Annotated in this window: 20 protein-coding genes; 15 read left to right on the plus strand and 5 right to left on the minus strand. The window is 60.4% G+C overall.

The features are described from left to right. Nucleotides 1-97 precede the first annotated feature (97 nt). The 5 genes from JJQ51_RS04115 to JJQ51_RS04135 all read left to right on the plus strand — a co-directional run bounded on the left by JJQ51_RS04115 (nucleotide 98) and on the right by JJQ51_RS04135 (nucleotide 5,170). Nucleotides 98-1,984: an ABCB family ABC transporter ATP-binding protein/permease gene (locus tag JJQ51_RS04115; protein WP_113351674.1), complete on the plus strand. Its 1,887-nt coding sequence runs from the start codon at nucleotides 98-100 to the stop codon at nucleotides 1,982-1,984. A gap of 133 nt (nucleotides 1,985-2,117) precedes the next feature. Beyond that, nucleotides 2,118-2,816, plus strand: coding sequence for an acid phosphatase (locus JJQ51_RS04120; protein ID WP_183811640.1), 699 nt, complete (start codon nucleotides 2,118-2,120; stop codon nucleotides 2,814-2,816). A gap of 306 nt (nucleotides 2,817-3,122) precedes the next feature. Then, nucleotides 3,123-3,821 (plus strand): phosphatidylserine decarboxylase, encoded by a 699-nt coding sequence (locus JJQ51_RS04125; RefSeq protein WP_269244371.1) that lies wholly within the window; start codon nucleotides 3,123-3,125, stop codon nucleotides 3,819-3,821. 20 nt (nucleotides 3,822-3,841) lie between these two features. Continuing rightward, a complete protein-coding gene (gene pssA, locus JJQ51_RS04130) occupies nucleotides 3,842-4,702 on the plus strand; it encodes a CDP-diacylglycerol--serine O-phosphatidyltransferase (RefSeq protein WP_015339321.1) in 861 nt (286 codons plus the stop codon). Nucleotides 4,703-5,029: 327 nt separating this feature from the next. After that, a complete protein-coding gene (locus tag JJQ51_RS04135; protein WP_015339320.1) occupies nucleotides 5,030-5,170 on the plus strand; it encodes a hypothetical protein in 141 nt (46 codons plus the stop codon). A gap of 76 nt (nucleotides 5,171-5,246) precedes the next feature. Here the strand turns inward: JJQ51_RS04135 and JJQ51_RS04140 are convergent, their stop codons facing one another. Further along, on the minus strand, nucleotides 5,247-6,011 hold the full coding sequence (locus tag JJQ51_RS04140) for an SOS response-associated peptidase (protein WP_269244372.1): 765 nt from the start codon (nucleotides 6,009-6,011) through the stop codon (nucleotides 5,247-5,249). Between the two features lie 43 nt (nucleotides 6,012-6,054). Next, complete coding sequence (locus tag JJQ51_RS04145) at nucleotides 6,055-6,375, minus strand: YnfA family protein (RefSeq protein ID WP_069616157.1); 321 nt, start codon at nucleotides 6,373-6,375, stop codon at nucleotides 6,055-6,057. Between the two features lie 162 nt (nucleotides 6,376-6,537). On the opposite strand from JJQ51_RS04145, the gene JJQ51_RS04150 reads away from it, so the two are divergent. The 7 genes from JJQ51_RS04150 (at nucleotide 6,538) to JJQ51_RS04180 (ending at nucleotide 10,783) form a co-directional block, all read left to right on the plus strand. Further along, entirely contained in the window at nucleotides 6,538-6,957 is a 420-nt protein-coding gene (locus tag JJQ51_RS04150) for an NUDIX hydrolase (RefSeq protein ID WP_069616156.1), read from the plus strand. A gap of 94 nt (nucleotides 6,958-7,051) precedes the next feature. Beyond that, entirely contained in the window at nucleotides 7,052-7,486 is a 435-nt protein-coding gene (locus JJQ51_RS04155; RefSeq protein WP_113329145.1) for a TIGR02301 family protein, read from the plus strand. Nucleotides 7,487-7,590: 104 nt separating this feature from the next. Next, nucleotides 7,591-7,848, plus strand: a complete 258-nt coding sequence (locus JJQ51_RS04160; protein WP_068385602.1) for a hypothetical protein — start codon at nucleotides 7,591-7,593, stop codon at nucleotides 7,846-7,848. Nucleotides 7,849-7,864: 16 nt separating this feature from the next. Beyond that, nucleotides 7,865-8,623 carry a hypothetical protein gene (locus tag JJQ51_RS04165; protein WP_113329112.1) on the plus strand — a complete coding sequence of 253 codons (759 nt, stop codon included), beginning with the start codon at nucleotides 7,865-7,867 and terminating at the stop codon, nucleotides 8,621-8,623. Between the two features lie 176 nt (nucleotides 8,624-8,799). Next, complete coding sequence (gene ygfZ, locus JJQ51_RS04170; RefSeq protein ID WP_113329113.1) at nucleotides 8,800-9,639, plus strand: CAF17-like 4Fe-4S cluster assembly/insertion protein YgfZ; 840 nt, start codon at nucleotides 8,800-8,802, stop codon at nucleotides 9,637-9,639. After that, nucleotides 9,636-10,253 (plus strand): YfbR-like 5'-deoxynucleotidase, encoded by a 618-nt coding sequence (locus tag JJQ51_RS04175; protein ID WP_113329114.1) that lies wholly within the window; start codon nucleotides 9,636-9,638, stop codon nucleotides 10,251-10,253. The genes ygfZ and JJQ51_RS04175 overlap by 4 nt, the downstream gene beginning before the upstream one ends. Further along, complete coding sequence (locus tag JJQ51_RS04180) at nucleotides 10,250-10,783, plus strand: tyrosine phosphatase family protein (RefSeq protein ID WP_113329115.1); 534 nt, start codon at nucleotides 10,250-10,252, stop codon at nucleotides 10,781-10,783. Before JJQ51_RS04175 ends, JJQ51_RS04180 begins: the two co-directional genes overlap by 4 nt. 57 nt (nucleotides 10,784-10,840) lie before the next feature. Here the strand turns inward: JJQ51_RS04180 and JJQ51_RS04185 are convergent, their stop codons facing one another. From JJQ51_RS04185 to JJQ51_RS04195, 3 genes are all read right to left on the minus strand, one after another. Continuing rightward, nucleotides 10,841-11,473 carry an EF-hand domain-containing protein gene (locus JJQ51_RS04185; protein WP_269244373.1) on the minus strand — a complete coding sequence of 211 codons (633 nt, stop codon included), beginning with the start codon at nucleotides 11,471-11,473 and terminating at the stop codon, nucleotides 10,841-10,843. 271 nt (nucleotides 11,474-11,744) lie between these two features. Next, on the minus strand, nucleotides 11,745-12,257 hold the full coding sequence (locus tag JJQ51_RS04190; RefSeq protein WP_113390074.1) for a superoxide dismutase family protein: 513 nt from the start codon (nucleotides 12,255-12,257) through the stop codon (nucleotides 11,745-11,747). A gap of 147 nt (nucleotides 12,258-12,404) precedes the next feature. Further along, nucleotides 12,405-12,743: a hypothetical protein gene (locus tag JJQ51_RS04195; RefSeq protein ID WP_113351666.1), complete on the minus strand. Its 339-nt coding sequence runs from the start codon at nucleotides 12,741-12,743 to the stop codon at nucleotides 12,405-12,407. 291 nt (nucleotides 12,744-13,034) lie between these two features. Here JJQ51_RS04195 and JJQ51_RS04200 point away from each other — a divergent pair, with 291 nt between their 5' ends. The 3 genes from JJQ51_RS04200 to JJQ51_RS04210 all read left to right on the plus strand — a co-directional run bounded on the left by JJQ51_RS04200 (nucleotide 13,035) and on the right by JJQ51_RS04210 (nucleotide 17,379). Further along, a complete protein-coding gene (locus JJQ51_RS04200) occupies nucleotides 13,035-15,797 on the plus strand; it encodes a DUF2339 domain-containing protein (protein ID WP_269244374.1) in 2,763 nt (920 codons plus the stop codon). 70 nt (nucleotides 15,798-15,867) lie between these two features. Next, complete coding sequence (locus JJQ51_RS04205) at nucleotides 15,868-16,521, plus strand: HD domain-containing protein (protein WP_442967284.1); 654 nt, start codon at nucleotides 15,868-15,870, stop codon at nucleotides 16,519-16,521. A 9-nt stretch (nucleotides 16,522-16,530) separates the two neighbouring features. Continuing rightward, on the plus strand, nucleotides 16,531-17,379 hold the full coding sequence (locus JJQ51_RS04210; RefSeq protein WP_152093490.1) for an MOSC domain-containing protein: 849 nt from the start codon (nucleotides 16,531-16,533) through the stop codon (nucleotides 17,377-17,379). Nucleotides 17,380-17,382: the final 3 nt, after the last annotated feature.

Below are 17,382 nucleotides of genomic sequence, written 5' to 3' on the forward strand. Positions count from 1 at the left end.
CCTTCCCACAACGGCCATGTCTTGGCTATGAAGGCTTGCCAGTCGGCTGTGCAAATGCTGCCACACCCGGCTGCCCAATCATTCGCCGGAGACGGACATGGCAGGCCAGAAGAAAACCATATCGGCGGATTCCAGCAATCCATTGAACACGATCGTCAATCTCTGGCCCTATATGTGGCCGAGCGGGCGCATGGATCTGAAAATGCGGGTGGTCTGGGCGACCGTCTTCCTGCTAGTCTCGAAATTTTTCCTGCTGCTGGTCCCCTACTTCTTCAAATGGTCCGTCGATGCGCTGAACGGCAAGCTCGACATGCAAGGCATTCTGCCTGCTTTCCTGGTCGGCGCCATCGCTTTGATCATCGCCACGAACGCGACGCGTCTGATCCAGCTCGGCCTAAACCAGCTGCGCGATGCCCTGTTTGCGAGCGTCGGCCAATATGCGGTGCGCCAGCTCGCCTACAGAACCTTCGTGCACATGCACGAGCTCTCGCTGCGTTTCCATCTGGAGCGCAAGACCGGAGGCCTCTCGCGCATCATCGAGCGCGGCACCAAGGGCATCGAGACGATCGTCCGCTTCACGATCCTCAACACGTTTCCGACCTTCATCGAATTCCTGCTAACCGCCATCATCTTCTGGCGCGGCTATGGCTTTTCCTATCTCGCGGTCACGGCCGTCACGGTCTGGCTCTACATCTGGTTCACGGTTAAGGCGAGCGACTGGCGCATCTCCATCCGCCGGACAATGAACAACAGCGACACCGACGCCAACACCAAGGCGATCGATTCGTTGCTGAACTTCGAGACGGTCAAATATTTCGGCAACGAGGAGATGGAAGCCAAACGCTTCGATCAATCGATGGAGCGATATGAAAAGGCAGCCACCAGCGTCTGGACGTCGCTCGGCTGGCTTAACTTCGGCCAAGGCTTGATCTTCGGCCTTGGCACGACGGTGATGATGGTCATGTCGGGCTGGTCCGTCTTGAACGGCCATCACACGGTTGGTGACTTCGTGTTCATCAACGCCATGCTGCTGCAGCTCTCCGTACCGCTCAACTTCATCGGCTTCGTCTATCGCGAAATACGTCAGGGCCTGACCGATATCGAGGAGATGTTCGACCTGCTCGAGGTCAAGCCCGAGGTGGTCGATGCGCCTGACGCCAAGGAGCTCGTCATCGGTAATGGCGCAATCGCATTCAAGGACGTGCATTTCGCCTATGATCCGGCGCGGCCGATCCTGAAGGGCATCTCCTTTGAGGTGCCGGCTGGCAAGACGGTTGCCGTGGTCGGGCCTTCGGGCGCCGGTAAATCGACGCTGTCGCGCTTGCTCTATCGTTTCTACGACGTGCAGGACGGCACGATCACCATCGACGGCCAGGATCTGCGAACCGTCACGCAGAAGAGCCTGCGCAAGGTCATCGGCATGGTGCCGCAGGATACCGTGCTCTTCAACGATACCATCGCCTACAACATCCGCTATGGCCGTCCGAGCGCCAGCGAAGGGGAAGTTACCGCGGCCGCGGAGATCGCGCAGATCGGCGAGTTCATCCGCAATCTGCCGGAAGGCTTCGAGACCAAGGTCGGCGAGCGTGGCCTCAAATTGTCTGGCGGCGAGAAGCAGCGCGTCGCGATCGCGCGTACCATTCTCAAGGCGCCGCCGGTCCTGATCCTCGACGAGGCGACCTCGGCACTCGACACGACGACCGAGCGCGAAATACAGGCTGCCCTCGATGTCGTTTCGAAGAACCGTACAACTTTGGTCATCGCGCATCGCCTGTCGACCGTCATCGGAGCAGATGAGATCATCGTGCTGAAAAGCGGCGTGATCGCCGAGCGCGGCACGCATGCCGAGCTTCTGGCGCGGAACGGGCTTTATGCGTCCATGTGGAGCCGCCAGCGCGAGGCAACGCAGGCGGAGGAGCATCTGAAACAGGTACGCGAAAACGACGATCTCGGCGTTGTCGACCGACTGGCGCCGGCAAGCTGAGAAAAACCGTGGAAGCATGGAACTCCGCCGCCCATGACAGCATCGGGTGCGCAATGGTTATGCACCGATTGTTGTCACGAGACTGAGATGACAGCTTGCTAGGTACGAGGGTCTTTTCAACGGAGCCCCTCAAATGCGTAGTTTTGCCAAAGCTTTCAGCTTGTTGCTCGTCGTCGGCCTGGCCTCGCCGGTTTTCGCCGAAGATGCCAAGCCTTTCACCGATGCCAAGGAGATCAACCTCCTCGATCTGCTGCCGCCTCCGCCCGCCAATGATTCCGCACAGATGAAGGCTGAGCTCGGCGAAATCCTGACGATCCAGGTGACCCGCACGCCGGAAATGGCGGCTCGCGCCGTGGCCGATGCCGAAGAGAACGTCTGGCGCTTCTCCGACGTCATCGACAATCCGAAATTCACCAAGGAAAACCTGCCGAAGTTTTCGGCCTTCTTCGACCGCGTCGTCGAGACCGAAGGCGCCGTCGTCGATCCCGCCAAGGATGTCTGGAAGCGTCCGCGCCCGCATCTCTACAGCGACCTCGTCAAGCCGATCGTGCCGCTCTCCAAGTCCGGCTCCTATCCGTCCGGCCACACCACGGTCGGCACGCTGATGGGCATTGTGCTTGCCAACATGGTGCCGGAAAAGCGCGCCGCCATCATGGCTCGCGCCTGGGAATACGGCCACAACCGTATCGTCGGCGGCATCCACTATGCTTCCGATATCGAAGCCGGCCGCATTGCAGGCACCGTCATCGCCGAAACCATCATGACCCACGAGGACTACAAGACCGAGTATGAGGGCGCCAAGGCTGAACTGCGCGCCGCTCTCGGCCTCTGATTTCCGATCGGCCGACGCGGGACACAGGAGGCCGCCGCCATCGGCGGCCTTTTCATTGCGTCCCGCACGGGTTTCCACAGGCTGCACTTTTCAAGTCAGGGGAACGTTGGCATCTTGCTCGACGCGGATTGCGTTGAGGACGAGCGCGCGAAAGCATTGCCCATGACAGAGTTTGCCTGTAGTCACGCTCGACTGGTATTCAGAGCAAGACCGCTTATCTTGTTCTCATTCTTTTGACTGGCATGATCTTGCCGAAGAACCGGAGCCTGGTTCCTGGTGAGCATGCCCTAACGGAGTAGGCCATAGATGAGCTTGATGAACAGCGTACGCAACGTCATCGTTCCCATACACAAGGAGGGCTATCCCTTCGTTGCAGGCTTCTTCGTCGCGTCGCTGGTGCTCGGTTGGATCTTCAAGCCGCTCTTCTGGATCGGCCTGATCCTGACGCTGTGGTGTGCCTATTTCTTCCGCGATCCCGAACGCATGACGCCTCAGGACGATGATCTGGCGATATCGCCTGCTGACGGCAAGGTTTCGAGCGTGCAGATGGTGACGCCGCCGGCCGAGCTCAATCTCGGCAGCCAGCCGATGCTGCGTATCTCGATCTTCATGAATGTCTTCGATTGCCATGTGAACCGTTCGCCGATGCGCGGTCGCATCACCAACGTCGCCTATCGCCAGGGCAGCTTCCTCAATGCCGAACTCGACAAGGCCAGCGAACAGAATGAACGCAACGGCCTGGTGATCGAAACGAAGCATGGCGAAATCGGCGTCGTGCAGATTGCCGGCCTCGTTGCCCGCCGCATTCTTTGCTTCGTCCATCCGAACGAGCCGCTGGATGCCGGCGAACGCATCGGCCTCATCCGCTTCGGCTCGCGCCTCGATGTCTTCCTGCCGGAAGGCGCTTCGTCGCGCGTTGCCGTCGGCCAGCGGGCGATCGCCGGCGAAACCGTCATTGCCGAATTCGGCTCGGTCAAGGGCGCAACCCTTAGCCGCCGCAGCTGAAGTGTAGGAACACGAGCGAGATGAAGACGCCTTTTCCGCCTTTCGAGCCGCACGGGCCCAATGACGAAGCGCGTGGACCGCGTCTCCGGGAAATTCCGTTGCGACTGATCGTGCCGAACATGATCACCGTGCTGGCGATCTGCTCGGGCCTGACAGGCATTCGCCTCGCTTTCGAAAACCGTTACGAGCTCGCCGTCGTGGCGGTGCTGGTCGCCGCCTTCCTCGACGGCATCGACGGGCGCGTCGCGCGGCTGATGAAGGCCACCTCGAAATTCGGCGCGCAGATGGATTCGCTCGCCGACATCGTCAATTTCGGCGTTGCGCCGGCGCTCGTCGTCTACGTCTTTCTGCTGGATCAGGCCCGCTCGCTCGGCTGGATCGCGGCGCTGATCTATACGATCGCCGCCGGACTGCGGCTCGCCCGCTTCAATGTCATGGCTGAACGCGAGCATAAAGCCTCGTGGCAATCCGAATATTTTGTCGGCGTACCGGCGCCTGCCGGCGCCATGCTGGTGCTGCTGCCTGTTTATCTCGGCTTTCTCGGCCTTACGCCGGACCGCACCTTCGCCTTATGGGGCGCAGCCTACACGGTTCTCATCGGCTTCCTGCTGGTCAGCCGTCTGCCCGTATGGTCCGGCAAATCGGAAGGCAACGGCGTAAGGCGCGATCTGGTGCTGCCGATCATGCTCGGCCTCGTCGTCTATGTCGCGCTGCTGATGAGCTATACGTGGCATGTCATGGTCGTGACCGTCGTCATCTATTTGCTGTCCCTACCCTTCGGCGCACGCTCCTGGGCAAAGAAATACGGCACCTACACCATCAATGGCCCCGCCGATCCCAATGTCGACGATTCCAACGACGACATCGGCCGACATATCTAGCGCCGGCATATCAAACCGCTGCACAACAGTCCTCTGGCGGCATCGCCGGGCTGCAACCGCTAGTCTGTAAGTCTCCCTTATCAATCAGAGACATGACGGTCGCTCATCGGCGCAACGGAAGGCCAGCTCGGCGCGACATTTCCGCAGATTCAAACATTGCGGCAGTGCGGATTCTACACGAGGTTTCGGCGCTAATCTCTCGAAATATGGTCGTTGTTTACAAAAGCTGATTGGAAAACGCCTTCGATTTGTCATGATTTACGACAAAAAGCACTACTCGACTGTGAATCGAAAAATGCTCCGTGGGAGCATGGTGAGGAGTGAAACATGACGCAGAAAAAGGACCAGCCGGCACAACCGCAGGCAAAGATCGATCCCAGCAAGCATTATCGTCCGCTGGGGCTGAAAGCCGTTCTTGCAGCCCATCTGATGCTGAAGACAAAGCCTCTCAAGAAGAAGATCGCCTGAGAATATAGTTCTGCCCACCGCCGACCAATGCCGGCAGGCAGCATTTCCGCTCACTGGCCGCTAAAATGGCGGCCGCTCAGAGAAGGCTTAGTTGGCCATCGTCCGGATCCGTTTTCTTCGGCGGTTTCCTGACCGGATCGAGCACCACAGGTGTCTGCACATCCGGCCCCATATTGGCAACTTTGTTGACGCGATCCGAAACCGGGATCGCCTCGAAAAAATCTTCCTGGACCGGCTTCATCAGACCAAGCACCTCGCGAGGCTCCTGCGTCTTGCAATCGAGCCAGCGGGCGAAATCCTCCGGCTTGATGACGACGGGCATGCGGTCATGGATGGATCGAATGGCGCTGTTTGCCGCCGTCGTCAGGATCGCACCCGTATCAACTTCCGAACCGTCGGCCGACGACCAGGTTTCCATCAGCCCGGCAAAAGCGATGACGCCGCCGCTACGGGGGCGGATCCAGTAGGCTTGCGGCTTCTCGCCGCTTTCCTTCGGCGGCCGATGCCATTCGTAGAAGCCGGATGCCGGGATGAGGATGCGGCGATGGCGCATGGCCGCGCGGAAGGAGGCCTTGGCTATTGCCGTTTCCGCCCGCGCATTGATCAGAAGCGGGAAATCCTTGGGGTCCTTCACCCAGTCGGGCATAAAGCCCCAGCGCACGAGCAAGGCGCGACGATCCGGCAGATTGCTTCCCGGTCGCTGCCGATCGCCCGATATCACGACAAGGATCGGCTGCGTCGGCGCGATATTGTAGCGCGCGGGAAAAGCCTCGTTCAGCAGGACGCCGAGCGCTTCCCCCACGTGATCTGCCGTCGATGTCAAAGCGAAACGTCCGCACATCAGGCCTGTGTTGCACCCGAAAAGCGGCTGGTCAAGCCTAACGTCAGCCGCGCGGACCGAGCAGAATGACCGCCGCCCCGACGAGGCAGATGACGGCGCCCGAAATATCCCATCGGTCCGGTAGCCGCCCTTCGGCGAACCAGAGCCAGAGAATGGAGGCAACAATATAGACGCCGCCATAGGCAGCAAAAGTGCGGCCGGCCGCCTCGCTCGGCACCAGCGCCAGCAGCCATGCAAAGAGCACTAGCGAGACAAGGCCGGGTGCAAGCCACCAGACGGGCTTCGACAGACGCAGCCACGCCCAGAAGGCAAAGCAGCCCGCAATTTCGGCAAGAGCCGCCAAAGCATATAGCCCGTAAATCATTCCCGATCGTCCCCGTATTCGGCGCATTCAGAATCGCGGCTTCCGCCGGCAGCGAGTTAAGGGGCTTTCCCATGGGACAGCAAGCGCCGTTTCCTGTAGAAATGGGCCGCAGATGGCTCCTTGCCATCGCGCATCGATCTTCATCCGAATGCAAAGTGATCCATGACTTCCAACCCTCGCCCTGCCTCCTCCGCCATTCTCGAACGCAACGGTCGCTTCCTGCTTGTCTTGCGCAGCAATCCGCCGTCCGCCGATATGTATGCCTTTCCGGGAGGGCGGGCCGAAGACGGAGAGACACCGGCCGACGCGGCGCTGCGCGAGTTCAAGGAGGAGACAGGCATATCTGCGCGCAATCCCCGCCTGTTCGAGACTTACGACCTGCGCTCCCACGCGGCGGACGGAACGCTGACGAGCCACTTCCTGCTCTCGGTCTTTCTTGTGGATGCCGATGAGGATGCGGTCGCCGAAGCAGCCGACGATGCGGCCGCCATTGGCTGGTACACGCTGGAGGAGGTGCGCACCCTGCCCGTTCCCGCCAGTGTGCTCGAATGCGTGGAACGACTTGCTGCAGAAAACGCATAGCTCGGCGCCGAAATTAACGATGCTGAGCAATATCGGCGTGGAAACCGCCCCTCGCGCCTTGTTCCCGTCATGCTTGTCCGGTCAACATGGTTACATGATTCATAACAGCCTTGGCCGACCGCTTCTGATCTGCATCGCGCTTGCCGCAGCCCTTCCCGCTGCCGCACAGCCAGCAGCAAGCGCGCCACCGGCACAGGCTGCCGATAATGCGAATGCCGAGCAGCCTGCGCCATATGACGAGCAGCTTTCCCGGCTCTCCGAAATTCTCGGTTCGATCGACTATCTGCGCAATCTATGTAGCCCGACGCAGGAAGACGGATGGCGCGGCGACATGCAGCACTTGCTCGACACGGAGACCAAGAGCGAGCCGAAACGAAAGGAAAGGCTCACTGCCGCTTTCAACCGTGGATATCGGTCCTTTGCATCGGTTTACACGAATTGCACGCCGCAAGCCCGCGTCGCGGAAGAGCGATACCGTAACGAAGGTGCAACACTGGCGACAGAAATCACCGCACGCTTTGGAAATTGACGATTTATTAACCTCTTTTCATAGCGAGCCGTGTCGTTTTGGGAAAAGGCTGATAGAGTTATTAAGCAAGTGGTAAGGACATGAACGTCTCGAGGAAAGAAACAATGGAAACCAGCCTGAACGAAATCGACGACATGATCGTTCATGAAAAGATGCAGGCAGCGCTGGAATACCAGAATGAAGCTTGGGCCGACGGCATGGCAGATGGCATCGAGCCCGAAATCATCGCCGACGCCGCCATCGCCCACGCGATTCGCGAGACGATCCGGAATCAAGGGGAACAGGGCGCCGAAGCCTTGCTCGAATCGCTGCGTGAACGCATGCTCGCTGGCGAGTTCTCTCCGAACCGTACCCTGCAATAACACTCAGAGATTGCTAATGCGTATCTTTCCAGGCAATGCGGTCACCTGTTCCATTGCCTCGTTCGCTGCCGTAACCCTGCTTTTGGGCAGCACCGCCTTGCCGCTACCGGCCAATGCCTTTTCCCAGCTCAACCCGCCGGCTTCCCAGGCGAAAGACGCAGCACAGTCCACTCCCAAAGAGAACGAGAAGCCGATCGAGCAGGCGCTGGAAGCGCCTGCCAATAACGCGCTGCCAATGCCCGATCCGCTGATCAACAAGCAGGCAAGCCAGAGCAGCGGCGATGCTTCGAGCACAAACAAGTCAGTCGAATTCCTCTACGATATCGACAGGGCGCCGGAGCCGGTAAAGAAGCTGCGTGCGGCGATCGTCGAGGCTGCCGCTTCCGGTGATCTCGAGCGCCTGCGCCCGCTGATGAATGTCGGCGGCGGGCTCAAGCAGACGCAGGTCACCGCCGACGACCCCGGCGAAGATCCGATCAAGACCCTGCATGATCTTTCAGGCGATCCCGACGGCATTGAGATCCTGTCCATTCTCCTCGACATCATGTCGACCGGCTTTGCCCATGTCGGCCAGGGAACCCCTGATGAGGTCTATGTCTGGCCCTATTTCGCCGAGAAGGACATCAAGACACTCTCCACGCCGGAGAAGGTCGATCTGATGCGTATCGTGACGGCCGGCGACTATGCCGACATGCAGGAATTCGGCGGCTATAATTTTTATCGCGTCGGCATCACGCCGGACGGCCGCTGGAAATTCTTCACCTCGGGCGAATGATGCGGCCGGGGAACTTGCGGTTCCCCGTCGAAGGCCCTACCTCTGCGTGATGAAGCATGTCGCGCAAAAGTGCGCAGCGGTTTTGCGACAACGACATGCGCAAGAACAAAGACCTGAAGCGCAGGAAGCGACCTGAAAGATCGTGACGTGCTTTAGGCCAAATCAGCGGAACCGTCATGCCAGCCGTATTCCTCAGAGAGCGCTCCTTCATCCGCATTGCCGGCGCGGAGGCGGAGACGTTCCTGCACAATCTCATCACCACCGATCTCGTCTCGCTCGGCACCGACGAGGCGCGCCCAGGCGGGCTGCTGACGCCGCAGGGCAAAATCCTGTTCGACTTCATGATCTGGCGGGACGGCCCTGGCTTTCTGCTCGAAACGGACACGGCGCAGCGGGAGAGCCTGCTCAAGCGGCTCACCATGTATCGCCTGCGAGCCAAGGTCGATTTCGTCGTGGAGAAGATGCAGGGCGTCACGGCCGCATGGGGGGATGCCACAGCCGGCGGTCCCAAGGATAGCCGCTTCGCGAGGGCGGGAATTGTGCTGACCCGGACGCCCGGCGAGCACGGCAGCGATCCAGAGACACTTTATGACGCCCTGCGTATCGACAACGGCATCGCCATTTCCGGCCGCGATTTCGCATTGCAGGACGCGTTCCCGCATGACGTGCTGATGGATCTGAATGGCGGACTGGGCTTCCGCAAGGGCTGCTATATCGGCCAGGAAGTGGTTTCCCGTATGCATCATCGCGGCACGGCGCGCAGGCGTGTCGTCATCGTCAACGGCAGCGCCGAATTGCCGCCCTCCGGCACGGAACTGACCGTCGGCAGCAAGCCGATCGGAACGCTCGGCTCGACCGCCGGCAATATGGGCCTAGCCATCGTCCGCATAGACCGGGCCGGCGAAGCCATCGCCGAAGAGGTTCCGATAAAGGCTGGTGAGGTCGACGTCACCGTGTCTCTTCCAACCTGGTCCGGCCTCTCCTTCCCCACCCGCGCCGACGAGGCGTCGGCATGACATCGGCGACGACCGCGCGCGCCTGGCAGCGCATGTTATCCGGGCGCAGGCTCGACCTTCTCGATCCCTCGCCGCTCGACGTCGAGATCAGCGATATTGCGCATGGGCTTGCCCGTGTCGCGCGTTGGAATGGACAGACCTCCGGCGACCATGCCTTTTCGGTGGCGCAACACAGCCTTGTCGTCGAGGCGATCTTTCGCCATCTCAATCCGGCAACGCCCGACGAATTGCTTGCCGCCTTGCTGCATGACGCACCGGAATATGTGATCGGCGACATGATATCGCCGTTCAAGTCCGTCGTCGGCGGCGATTACAAGGTCGTGGAGAAGCGGCTCGAGGCGGCAATCTACCGGCGCTTCGCCCTGCCCCCGCATTGCGCGCCAAAGCTCAAGGAAAAGATCAAGAAGGCCGATACGATCTCGGCCTATTTCGAGGCGACGCTGCTTGCCGGCTTCACGCCCGATGAAGCCCGCAAATTCTTCGGCCAGCCGCGCGACATCACGCGCGAGATGCTGCCGATCGACCCCATGCCGGCAATTGAGGCACAACGGCTGTTCCTCAAGCGCTTCGAGGCGATCGAGGCAGAGCGTGCCGCCATGAGGGTCGGCGCGTGACAGCAATCATCGTATCGCCGCTTGCGCGCATCGCCGAAATGGCCGTTCGCCATGGCGCGCGCGAAATGATCAGCCTGATGGCCAAGGAGCAGAATTTTCACCGTCCCGCCGTCATCAAGGCGGATCGGCATCTGCTGCTCAATATGAACGACATCAGCTTTGCCGGAACCGGCGATCTCGTCGCCCCGCAGGAGACGCATGTTCGCGCCATCATCGATTTCGCTACCGGTTGGGATCGAGGCGCACCTTTGCTCATCCATTGCTGGATGGGTATTTCACGCTCGCCGGCGGCGGCACTGATTGCAGCTTTGGCCGTTCACCCGGAGGAGAACGACCTTGTGCTGGTCCGCCGCCTGCGCGCGAGCTCGCCATTCGTCACGCCGAATGCCCGGCTCGTTGCCATCGGCGACGACATGCTTGGACGCCGGGGGCGGCTGGTTGCTGCAGTCAAAGAGATCGGCCGTGGCGCAGATGCTGACGGAAATGCACCTTTCATGCTGCCCTTGGCCGACTCGAGCACCGGCGCTTAAAAAGCGGAGACCGCGTTTCGCAATCTCCGCTCGCTTCACAGCAATGAACAACCGCGATCACGCGGCGACGACATCCGTTTGATCCGGGTCATACTGACCATAAGTATTCTGGTAAAGCGACGACGGATCCTGCATGTCGTTCAACAAGACGTCCAGCGCCTGATCCTTGGCAAGTGTCGCGGCATCCGTTGGACTGCTGTCGCTCGTATCGGGCTCCAGCGACAGCATATCGGCGGCTGCGACATCCGACGATTTCAGGGCATCGAGACCCTCGGCGAATTGATCCTTAGTCAGGGAGCCGGCGTTTTGCGTATCCAGGCTCTTGAACAGGTTTTCAGCATCGCTCTCGCTCATATCCTTCGGACGGCCAGCGACGAACTCGTCCTGCGAGACTTTGCCGTCCTTATCGGTGTCCAGGCTGGCAAACAGCTGGTCCATGGGCGATTCGCCGGAAGAGCCGTCGGCCGACGTGGAACCGCTTGACTGGCTGTTCTGCTGCATCTGCAACAGCATCGAGGCCAGATTGCCGGAAAAGACATCCGTCGCGCTGGGATCGCTGCTGCTGTTGCTATCCTCATCGTTGAGCATGCTCGCCGACAGAAGGCCGGACTGCGCCGCCTCCTCCAGCTCCTGAGCATCCACGACGCCGTCCTGATTCTTATCCAAGGGACTGTACGAGGCAGCTGTCATGCTGCTTCCAATTGAAGAAACCCCGCTCATCCAAATCTCCTACGGCAAATGCCATCGCGTGTTTGATAGACCCCGGCACGCTTAATCATCTGCAGATAGGATAGGTCTGTTTGCCCTGCCGGTTGAAGATTGGTGTTAATTCACCATTAACCATAATTGACAGACACCGAATCATATCGCCGGTGGGCGCCTACGCAGCAGAAACAACCGCTGCTTGGCATCCGCCGCTTCAGTGGCACGAATCATCTTCGCTTGCTTAAGGACCCGCTTCCTATTGGATGACGGCACATGCCAGGCGCTTGCCGGCGCCGCCGACGGGCTGACTGCGGTAATCATCCGAGTCGGCATGGATCATCAGCGTGCGGCCGCGGATGCCGTTTTTCCCGTTCAGCGATACCATGCCATTGAAGACCTGGGCACGCAGTTTGCCATCCTGATCGACATACTGGTTGGGCATATCGCCGGCATGCGGACCGTTGGCGGCCAGAAAGCCGTGTTCCGCCTTGGTTGGGTTGAAATGACCACCAGCGGACTCGAAGCCGTGCGCATGGTCGCAACGGCTATTTTCATGGATGTGGAAGGCGACCCAGCGATTGGCCGGCATGCCGGACACTTCCATCTCGATCAGCACGCCCTTTTTGCCCTCAGTCAAGGTCGCCCGGCCGGCTTGTTTACCGTCGAGACCGACGAAATCAGCAGTGGCGGTGTTTTGACTTTGGGTTTGCGCTGCCGCGGGCGCGGCTGCGGCAAGGGCAAGAATTGCAACGATCGTCATCCGCTTCATGGAACACCCTCCCTGTTCTGCGTGGCAATTGCCCAACGCGTGGCAGGCATGAGGGTTCCGGTGAATGGAAAAAATGACCCTAATCAAAATGATAAGGCGACTTGCCGGCATTACGGCAGGTCGCCTTGCATCAGACGAAAGTGCTTGTCAGGCCGCTATACTGTCGACGTCATATTGGCCGTATGTGCTGTTATAGGCATCCATCGGCGACAGCAGATCCAGGTCGAAATTGACATTGGATTCCGGTGACTTGGCCGTGGAAGCGATATCGGCGCCCGGCAATTGCATGAGCTTGGCAATGAAGCCGCTCAGTGCACCATTCGAACCATTGGCAGCAGCGTCGGTATTACTGGCCTCGAGAATGCCGGGGCGCTCGTCCACCGCGCGCTCCTCTTGGCTCAAAAGACCATCGCCGTTCGAATCGAGGCGCGAAAGCGTGCCACGATACGGGTAGGAGCTGTTGGATACGGAAGAAACATGGGACATACAAACCTCCTAAGGTAGGAGCCGCCTCATGCGACGTCGTTTGTACGCAATACATTCAGAGTTGGACTATGAGCCGTTATTAAGCTGCTTCGCGCTGCCGGTAAAGACAAATTGTTAATGAGTATTAACCATAGTTCCCAAGCGGTAAATCTGAATTTCCTAATGTTCCCTTCGCGATCCGTTATAAGGTAGTCCGGCATAATCCACTGGAATCATAGGGGAATCTGACTATCTAATCTTACCCGGCGAGCGGTTTCGTATATGCTACGGCGGATCGCCCATGGAGAAGACATGATGGAATTGTTACCGCTCGTCATCCTGGTCGTCGGTATCCTGGTACTGCGAGGCCACAACCTAAGGATAAGACAGCTGGAAGCGCGCGTTCAGGAGCTGCAAAATGCTCTCGCGGGCAAGGTGCAGACAGCGGAAACGGGCGAATCGATTCCTGCGACGGATTCGATGGCTCTTGCTGCTGGACAGCCTGTCGAAGAAGAGCCGAAAGCGGTGATCGAAGACACCTCCGCGCCCGATACCGAGCAAGCGGCCCTCGCCGCAAACAATGTCGCGGATGTGGTCGAGGAAGAGACCATGCTTCTTGCCGGCCAGACATCCGTGCAGACGAAGGAAAGCCTGGAGAGCACGATCGGTGCACGCTGGGCCGTCTGGGTCGGCGGCATCGCGCTGGCGCTCGGCGGCGTCTTCATGGTCAAATATTCGATCGAGAGCGGTCTTCTCAGCCCCGGCGTCCGGCTTGTTCTTGCGGCGCTCTTCGGTCTCGTCCTGATTACCGCGGGTGAAGTGATCCGCCGCCGCGCCGCACCGGTTCTGAACAATGCCTTCCAGAATGCGATGATCCCTGGCGTCTTGACGGCGGCTGGCGTCGTTGCCCTGTTCGGCGCGACCTATGCCGCGCATGCCATTTACGAATTCATCGGCCCCACGACCGCCTTCATTCTTCTCGCACTGATCTCGCTCGCGACGCTCGGACTATCGCTGTTGCATGGGCAGGCGCTTGCCGGCCTTGGTCTGCTGGCATCAATGGCAACCCCTGCCCTGATCGCATCGACTGCGCCACGCCCTTGGACACTCTTCAGCTATCTCGTTCTGACCTGGCTTGCGACCCTATTGGCATCCCGCCTGCGCCGCTGGCTGATCGCGCCATCCCTAGCAAATGGGCTGCTGAGCCTCTGGCCTCTGCTCTACATCACCTTCAGCCCCACCGTCGATCTGACGCCGGTTACGCTTGCTATGCTTGCGATGATCGGCGGCACCATCTTCCTCTGGCCGGGGCGCTATCCGATCTCCGAGGCAGCAAAGGAAGACAGCGCAACGGCGCCCGCCGATGATGTGCCTCAGCAATTGAGTGCCGGCATGGGATGGGCGGCGTTTCTCGCCCGTCCGCCGCTCGGCATGACGCTGACGGCGGCGATTGGCGCGCTTACGGTATCGCTCTGCATCGTCAGCTACAGCCTTCGATATGGATATCCCATTGTCGACGCCACATTCATGTTTGCGGCGATCGTTGCGGCGGTAGCGGCCTTCGGTGCCGGCCGCCTGCATGCAGCCTGGGCAACGGTCCTGTCGGCACTTGTCGCCGTCATCGGCGCGTCCGGCATTCTGGCCAACTGGATCGCCGGGATCGAATCCACGGGTACGGACGGAACTGCCGGTCTGCAGAGCACGGTGCTCTATGAAGTGCTCGGCCTCGGCGCCCTCTTCGTACTGATCGGCGCCTTTTTCCTCAGGCGCTTCGCCCAGGCGGAGAAATCCTATGCCGCACTTTGGAGCCTCGTCATGGTCGTTACGCCGCTGGCGATCGCGACGATCAGCTTCGCCAACTTCGGCAACTGGACGCTCGACTGGCTGCATGGGCTTTACGGCATCGGACTGGCCCTAGTTCTCGTCGGGCTTGCGGAATGGCAGGATCGCCGAGACGGAGAAGCGTTGAAGCTGCCGACGAATATCCTGGCGGCCGGCTCTTTTGCCGCCGCAGTCTTCGCCCTGCACACGCTTGCGCATCATGCCACCGCGACGATCCTGCTGCCGATTCTCGGCATCGTCTACCTGCTGGCGGAACGGCTGCGCAACTGGCCCGTTCTGCCATGGACCATGGTTGCTGCGCTGGTCATCGCCATGGGGCGCATCGCCTGGCAGCCGACGATCGTCGATCCCTCGGAACTCAGCACGACGCCGGTCTTCAATATGCTGCTTGCCGGCTACGGCATTCCGGCCGCCCTTGCCGTCCTAGCTGCCTTTATCACACGTCTTTCGCCGAGCCAGCGCCTGCGCAACGCCTTACAGGCGCTCGCCTGCTTCCTCGTGCTGCTGACGATCGCTATCCTCGTGCGTCATGCCATGAATGGCGGCGTCCTGAACGATGCGGTTCCGACGCTCGGCGAACAGTCGATCTACACGCTGCTGGCGATCGGTGCTTCGGCGACGCTGATGGCGCTCGACCTCAGCGCCGCAAGCCCTGTCTTCCGCTATGGCGGCATGGCGCTCGGCGTCATTTCGGTCTTCATGATCCTGACCCTGCATCTGCTGGGGCTGAACCCGTTCATGACGGGTGAGAGCACAGGTGGCATCCCGCTCTTCAACCTGCTGCTGCTCGCCTATCTCCTCCCAGCCATCGCTTATGCCGGCCTGGCGCTCTTTGCCCGCAATCGTCGTCCCCTACCCTATGTTGGCATGCTGGCGGTCGCGGCGGCCGTCATGGCCTTCGCATGGGCGACCCTGTCGGTGCGACGCTTCTGGCAGGGCGAGTACATTCCCTTCTGGAACGGTTTCATCCAGGGCGAACTCTATTCCTATTCCGTCGTCTGGCTGCTGATCGGCATCGCGCTTCTCGGGCTCGGGACCCGCCTCAAGGCCCGGAGCCTGCGCATCGCCTCGGCGGTGCTGGTCTTCATCGCCGTCGTCAAGGCCTTCCTGATCGACATGGCGAACCTTGAAGGCTTTCTCCGGGCGCTATCCTTCATCGGCCTCGGCGCTGTCTTGATCGGTATCGGCCTGTTCTACCAGAGAATCCTGACGCGCAAGAAAGCGACGGAGTGATTGCGGCGAATCCATTCGCCCGGTAGGAGGAAAGAACCTGCCGACTGATCATCCCGGAGCAAGTGCGACCATGAATACCGACAAGATGGCGCGGGCTTTCGCCCCCTTCGAAGCACTGGCTGCGGATCTCATCCCCCACGCCGCGGATGGCGATGACGGTTCGCACGATATTGCCCATATCCTGCGCGTCTTCCGCAATGCCATGGCCATCCAGGCCGAAGAAGGCGGCAATGCCCGTATTCTCGCCGCGGCCGTGCTGCTGCACGATTGCGTTGCAGTCGAAAAAAATTCGCCGCATCGCGCGCAGGCCTCGCGGCTCGCAGCCGAGAAAGCTTCGGGCATTCTGCGACAGCTCGGTTGGGCGAAAGAGGATATTGCGGCTGCCGCGCATGCGATCACCACGCATAGTTTCTCCGCCAACCTGCAGCCGGAAACGCTCGAAGCGAAGATCCTGCAGGATGCCGACCGGCTGGATGCCATCGGCATGATCGGTGCGGCACGTTGCTTCTACATTGCAGGCCGTCTCGGTTCCGGCCTTTACGACCCGTTCGATCCGCTTGCGACAGAGCGGCCGCTTGACGACAAGCGCTTCGCCATTGACCATTTCGAGACAAAGCTGTTCAAACTTGCGGATGGATTCCAGACCGAGACGGGGGCCAGGTTTGCCGAAGCGCGGCATGACCGGCTGAAGACCGTGCTGGCAATGTTCATCGACGAAATCTGAGGGCCACCCATGCGCGTCAGCGATCTTTTCATCTATCCCCTCAAGAGCGCCCGCGGCATCGCCATTCCGTCGGCAGCCATCGATGCCTTCGGTCTCGCGGACGACCGCCGCGCCATGCTGGTCGATCCCTCGGGCAACTTCATCACCCAGCGCGAATTGCAGGCACTGGCCCGGATCGATATCCAGCCTGCGCCTTCCTATCTGCGTCTGAAGATGGAGGGCAAGGCTGACATCATCGTGCCGCCGCCACACCCCGACAACCGCATGGATATCATCGTCTGGAAATCAGCCGTCAACGCCTCCGTCGCGGATGAAGAAACCAACAAGGCCCTGTCGGCCTGGCTGGATCGCGAGGTCAGGATGGTGTTCTTCGACAGGCTCGCGAAGCGCATCGCCAACCCGGAATGGGCCGGCGAGGATACGCCTGTTACGTTTTCCGATGGCTACCAGATTCTGGTCACCACCACCGGCTCGCTGAAGGCGCTCAACGCCAATCTTGCCGCGCACGGCGAAGGCGCAGTCGGCATGGAGCGCTTCCGCCCCAACATCGTCATCGATATCGACGAGGAATGGCCGGAGGATCGCTGGGCCGCCATCGAAATCGGCGGCATCCGTCTCGATCTCGTCAAGCCCTGCTCGCGCTGCATCATGACGACGCAGGATCAGCAGACCGGTTCGCGCGACGTGCCGAATCCGATGCCCGCCATGGGCCGTATCCGCATGTCCGCCGACCGGCGCGTGCCCGGCCCGCTCTTCGGCTGGAATGCCGTGCCGCGTGGCGAAGGCGCTGTGAAGATCGGCGATACGGTGACGGTGCTCGAGGAACGGCCCGAAGGCTGGGCACTCAAGCGGCGCTAAAAC

The sequence above is a fragment of the Rhizobium sp. AG207R genome (assembly GCF_027109195.1).
GTDB classification, from domain to species: Bacteria; Pseudomonadota; Alphaproteobacteria; order Rhizobiales; family Rhizobiaceae; genus Rhizobium; species Rhizobium dioscoreae.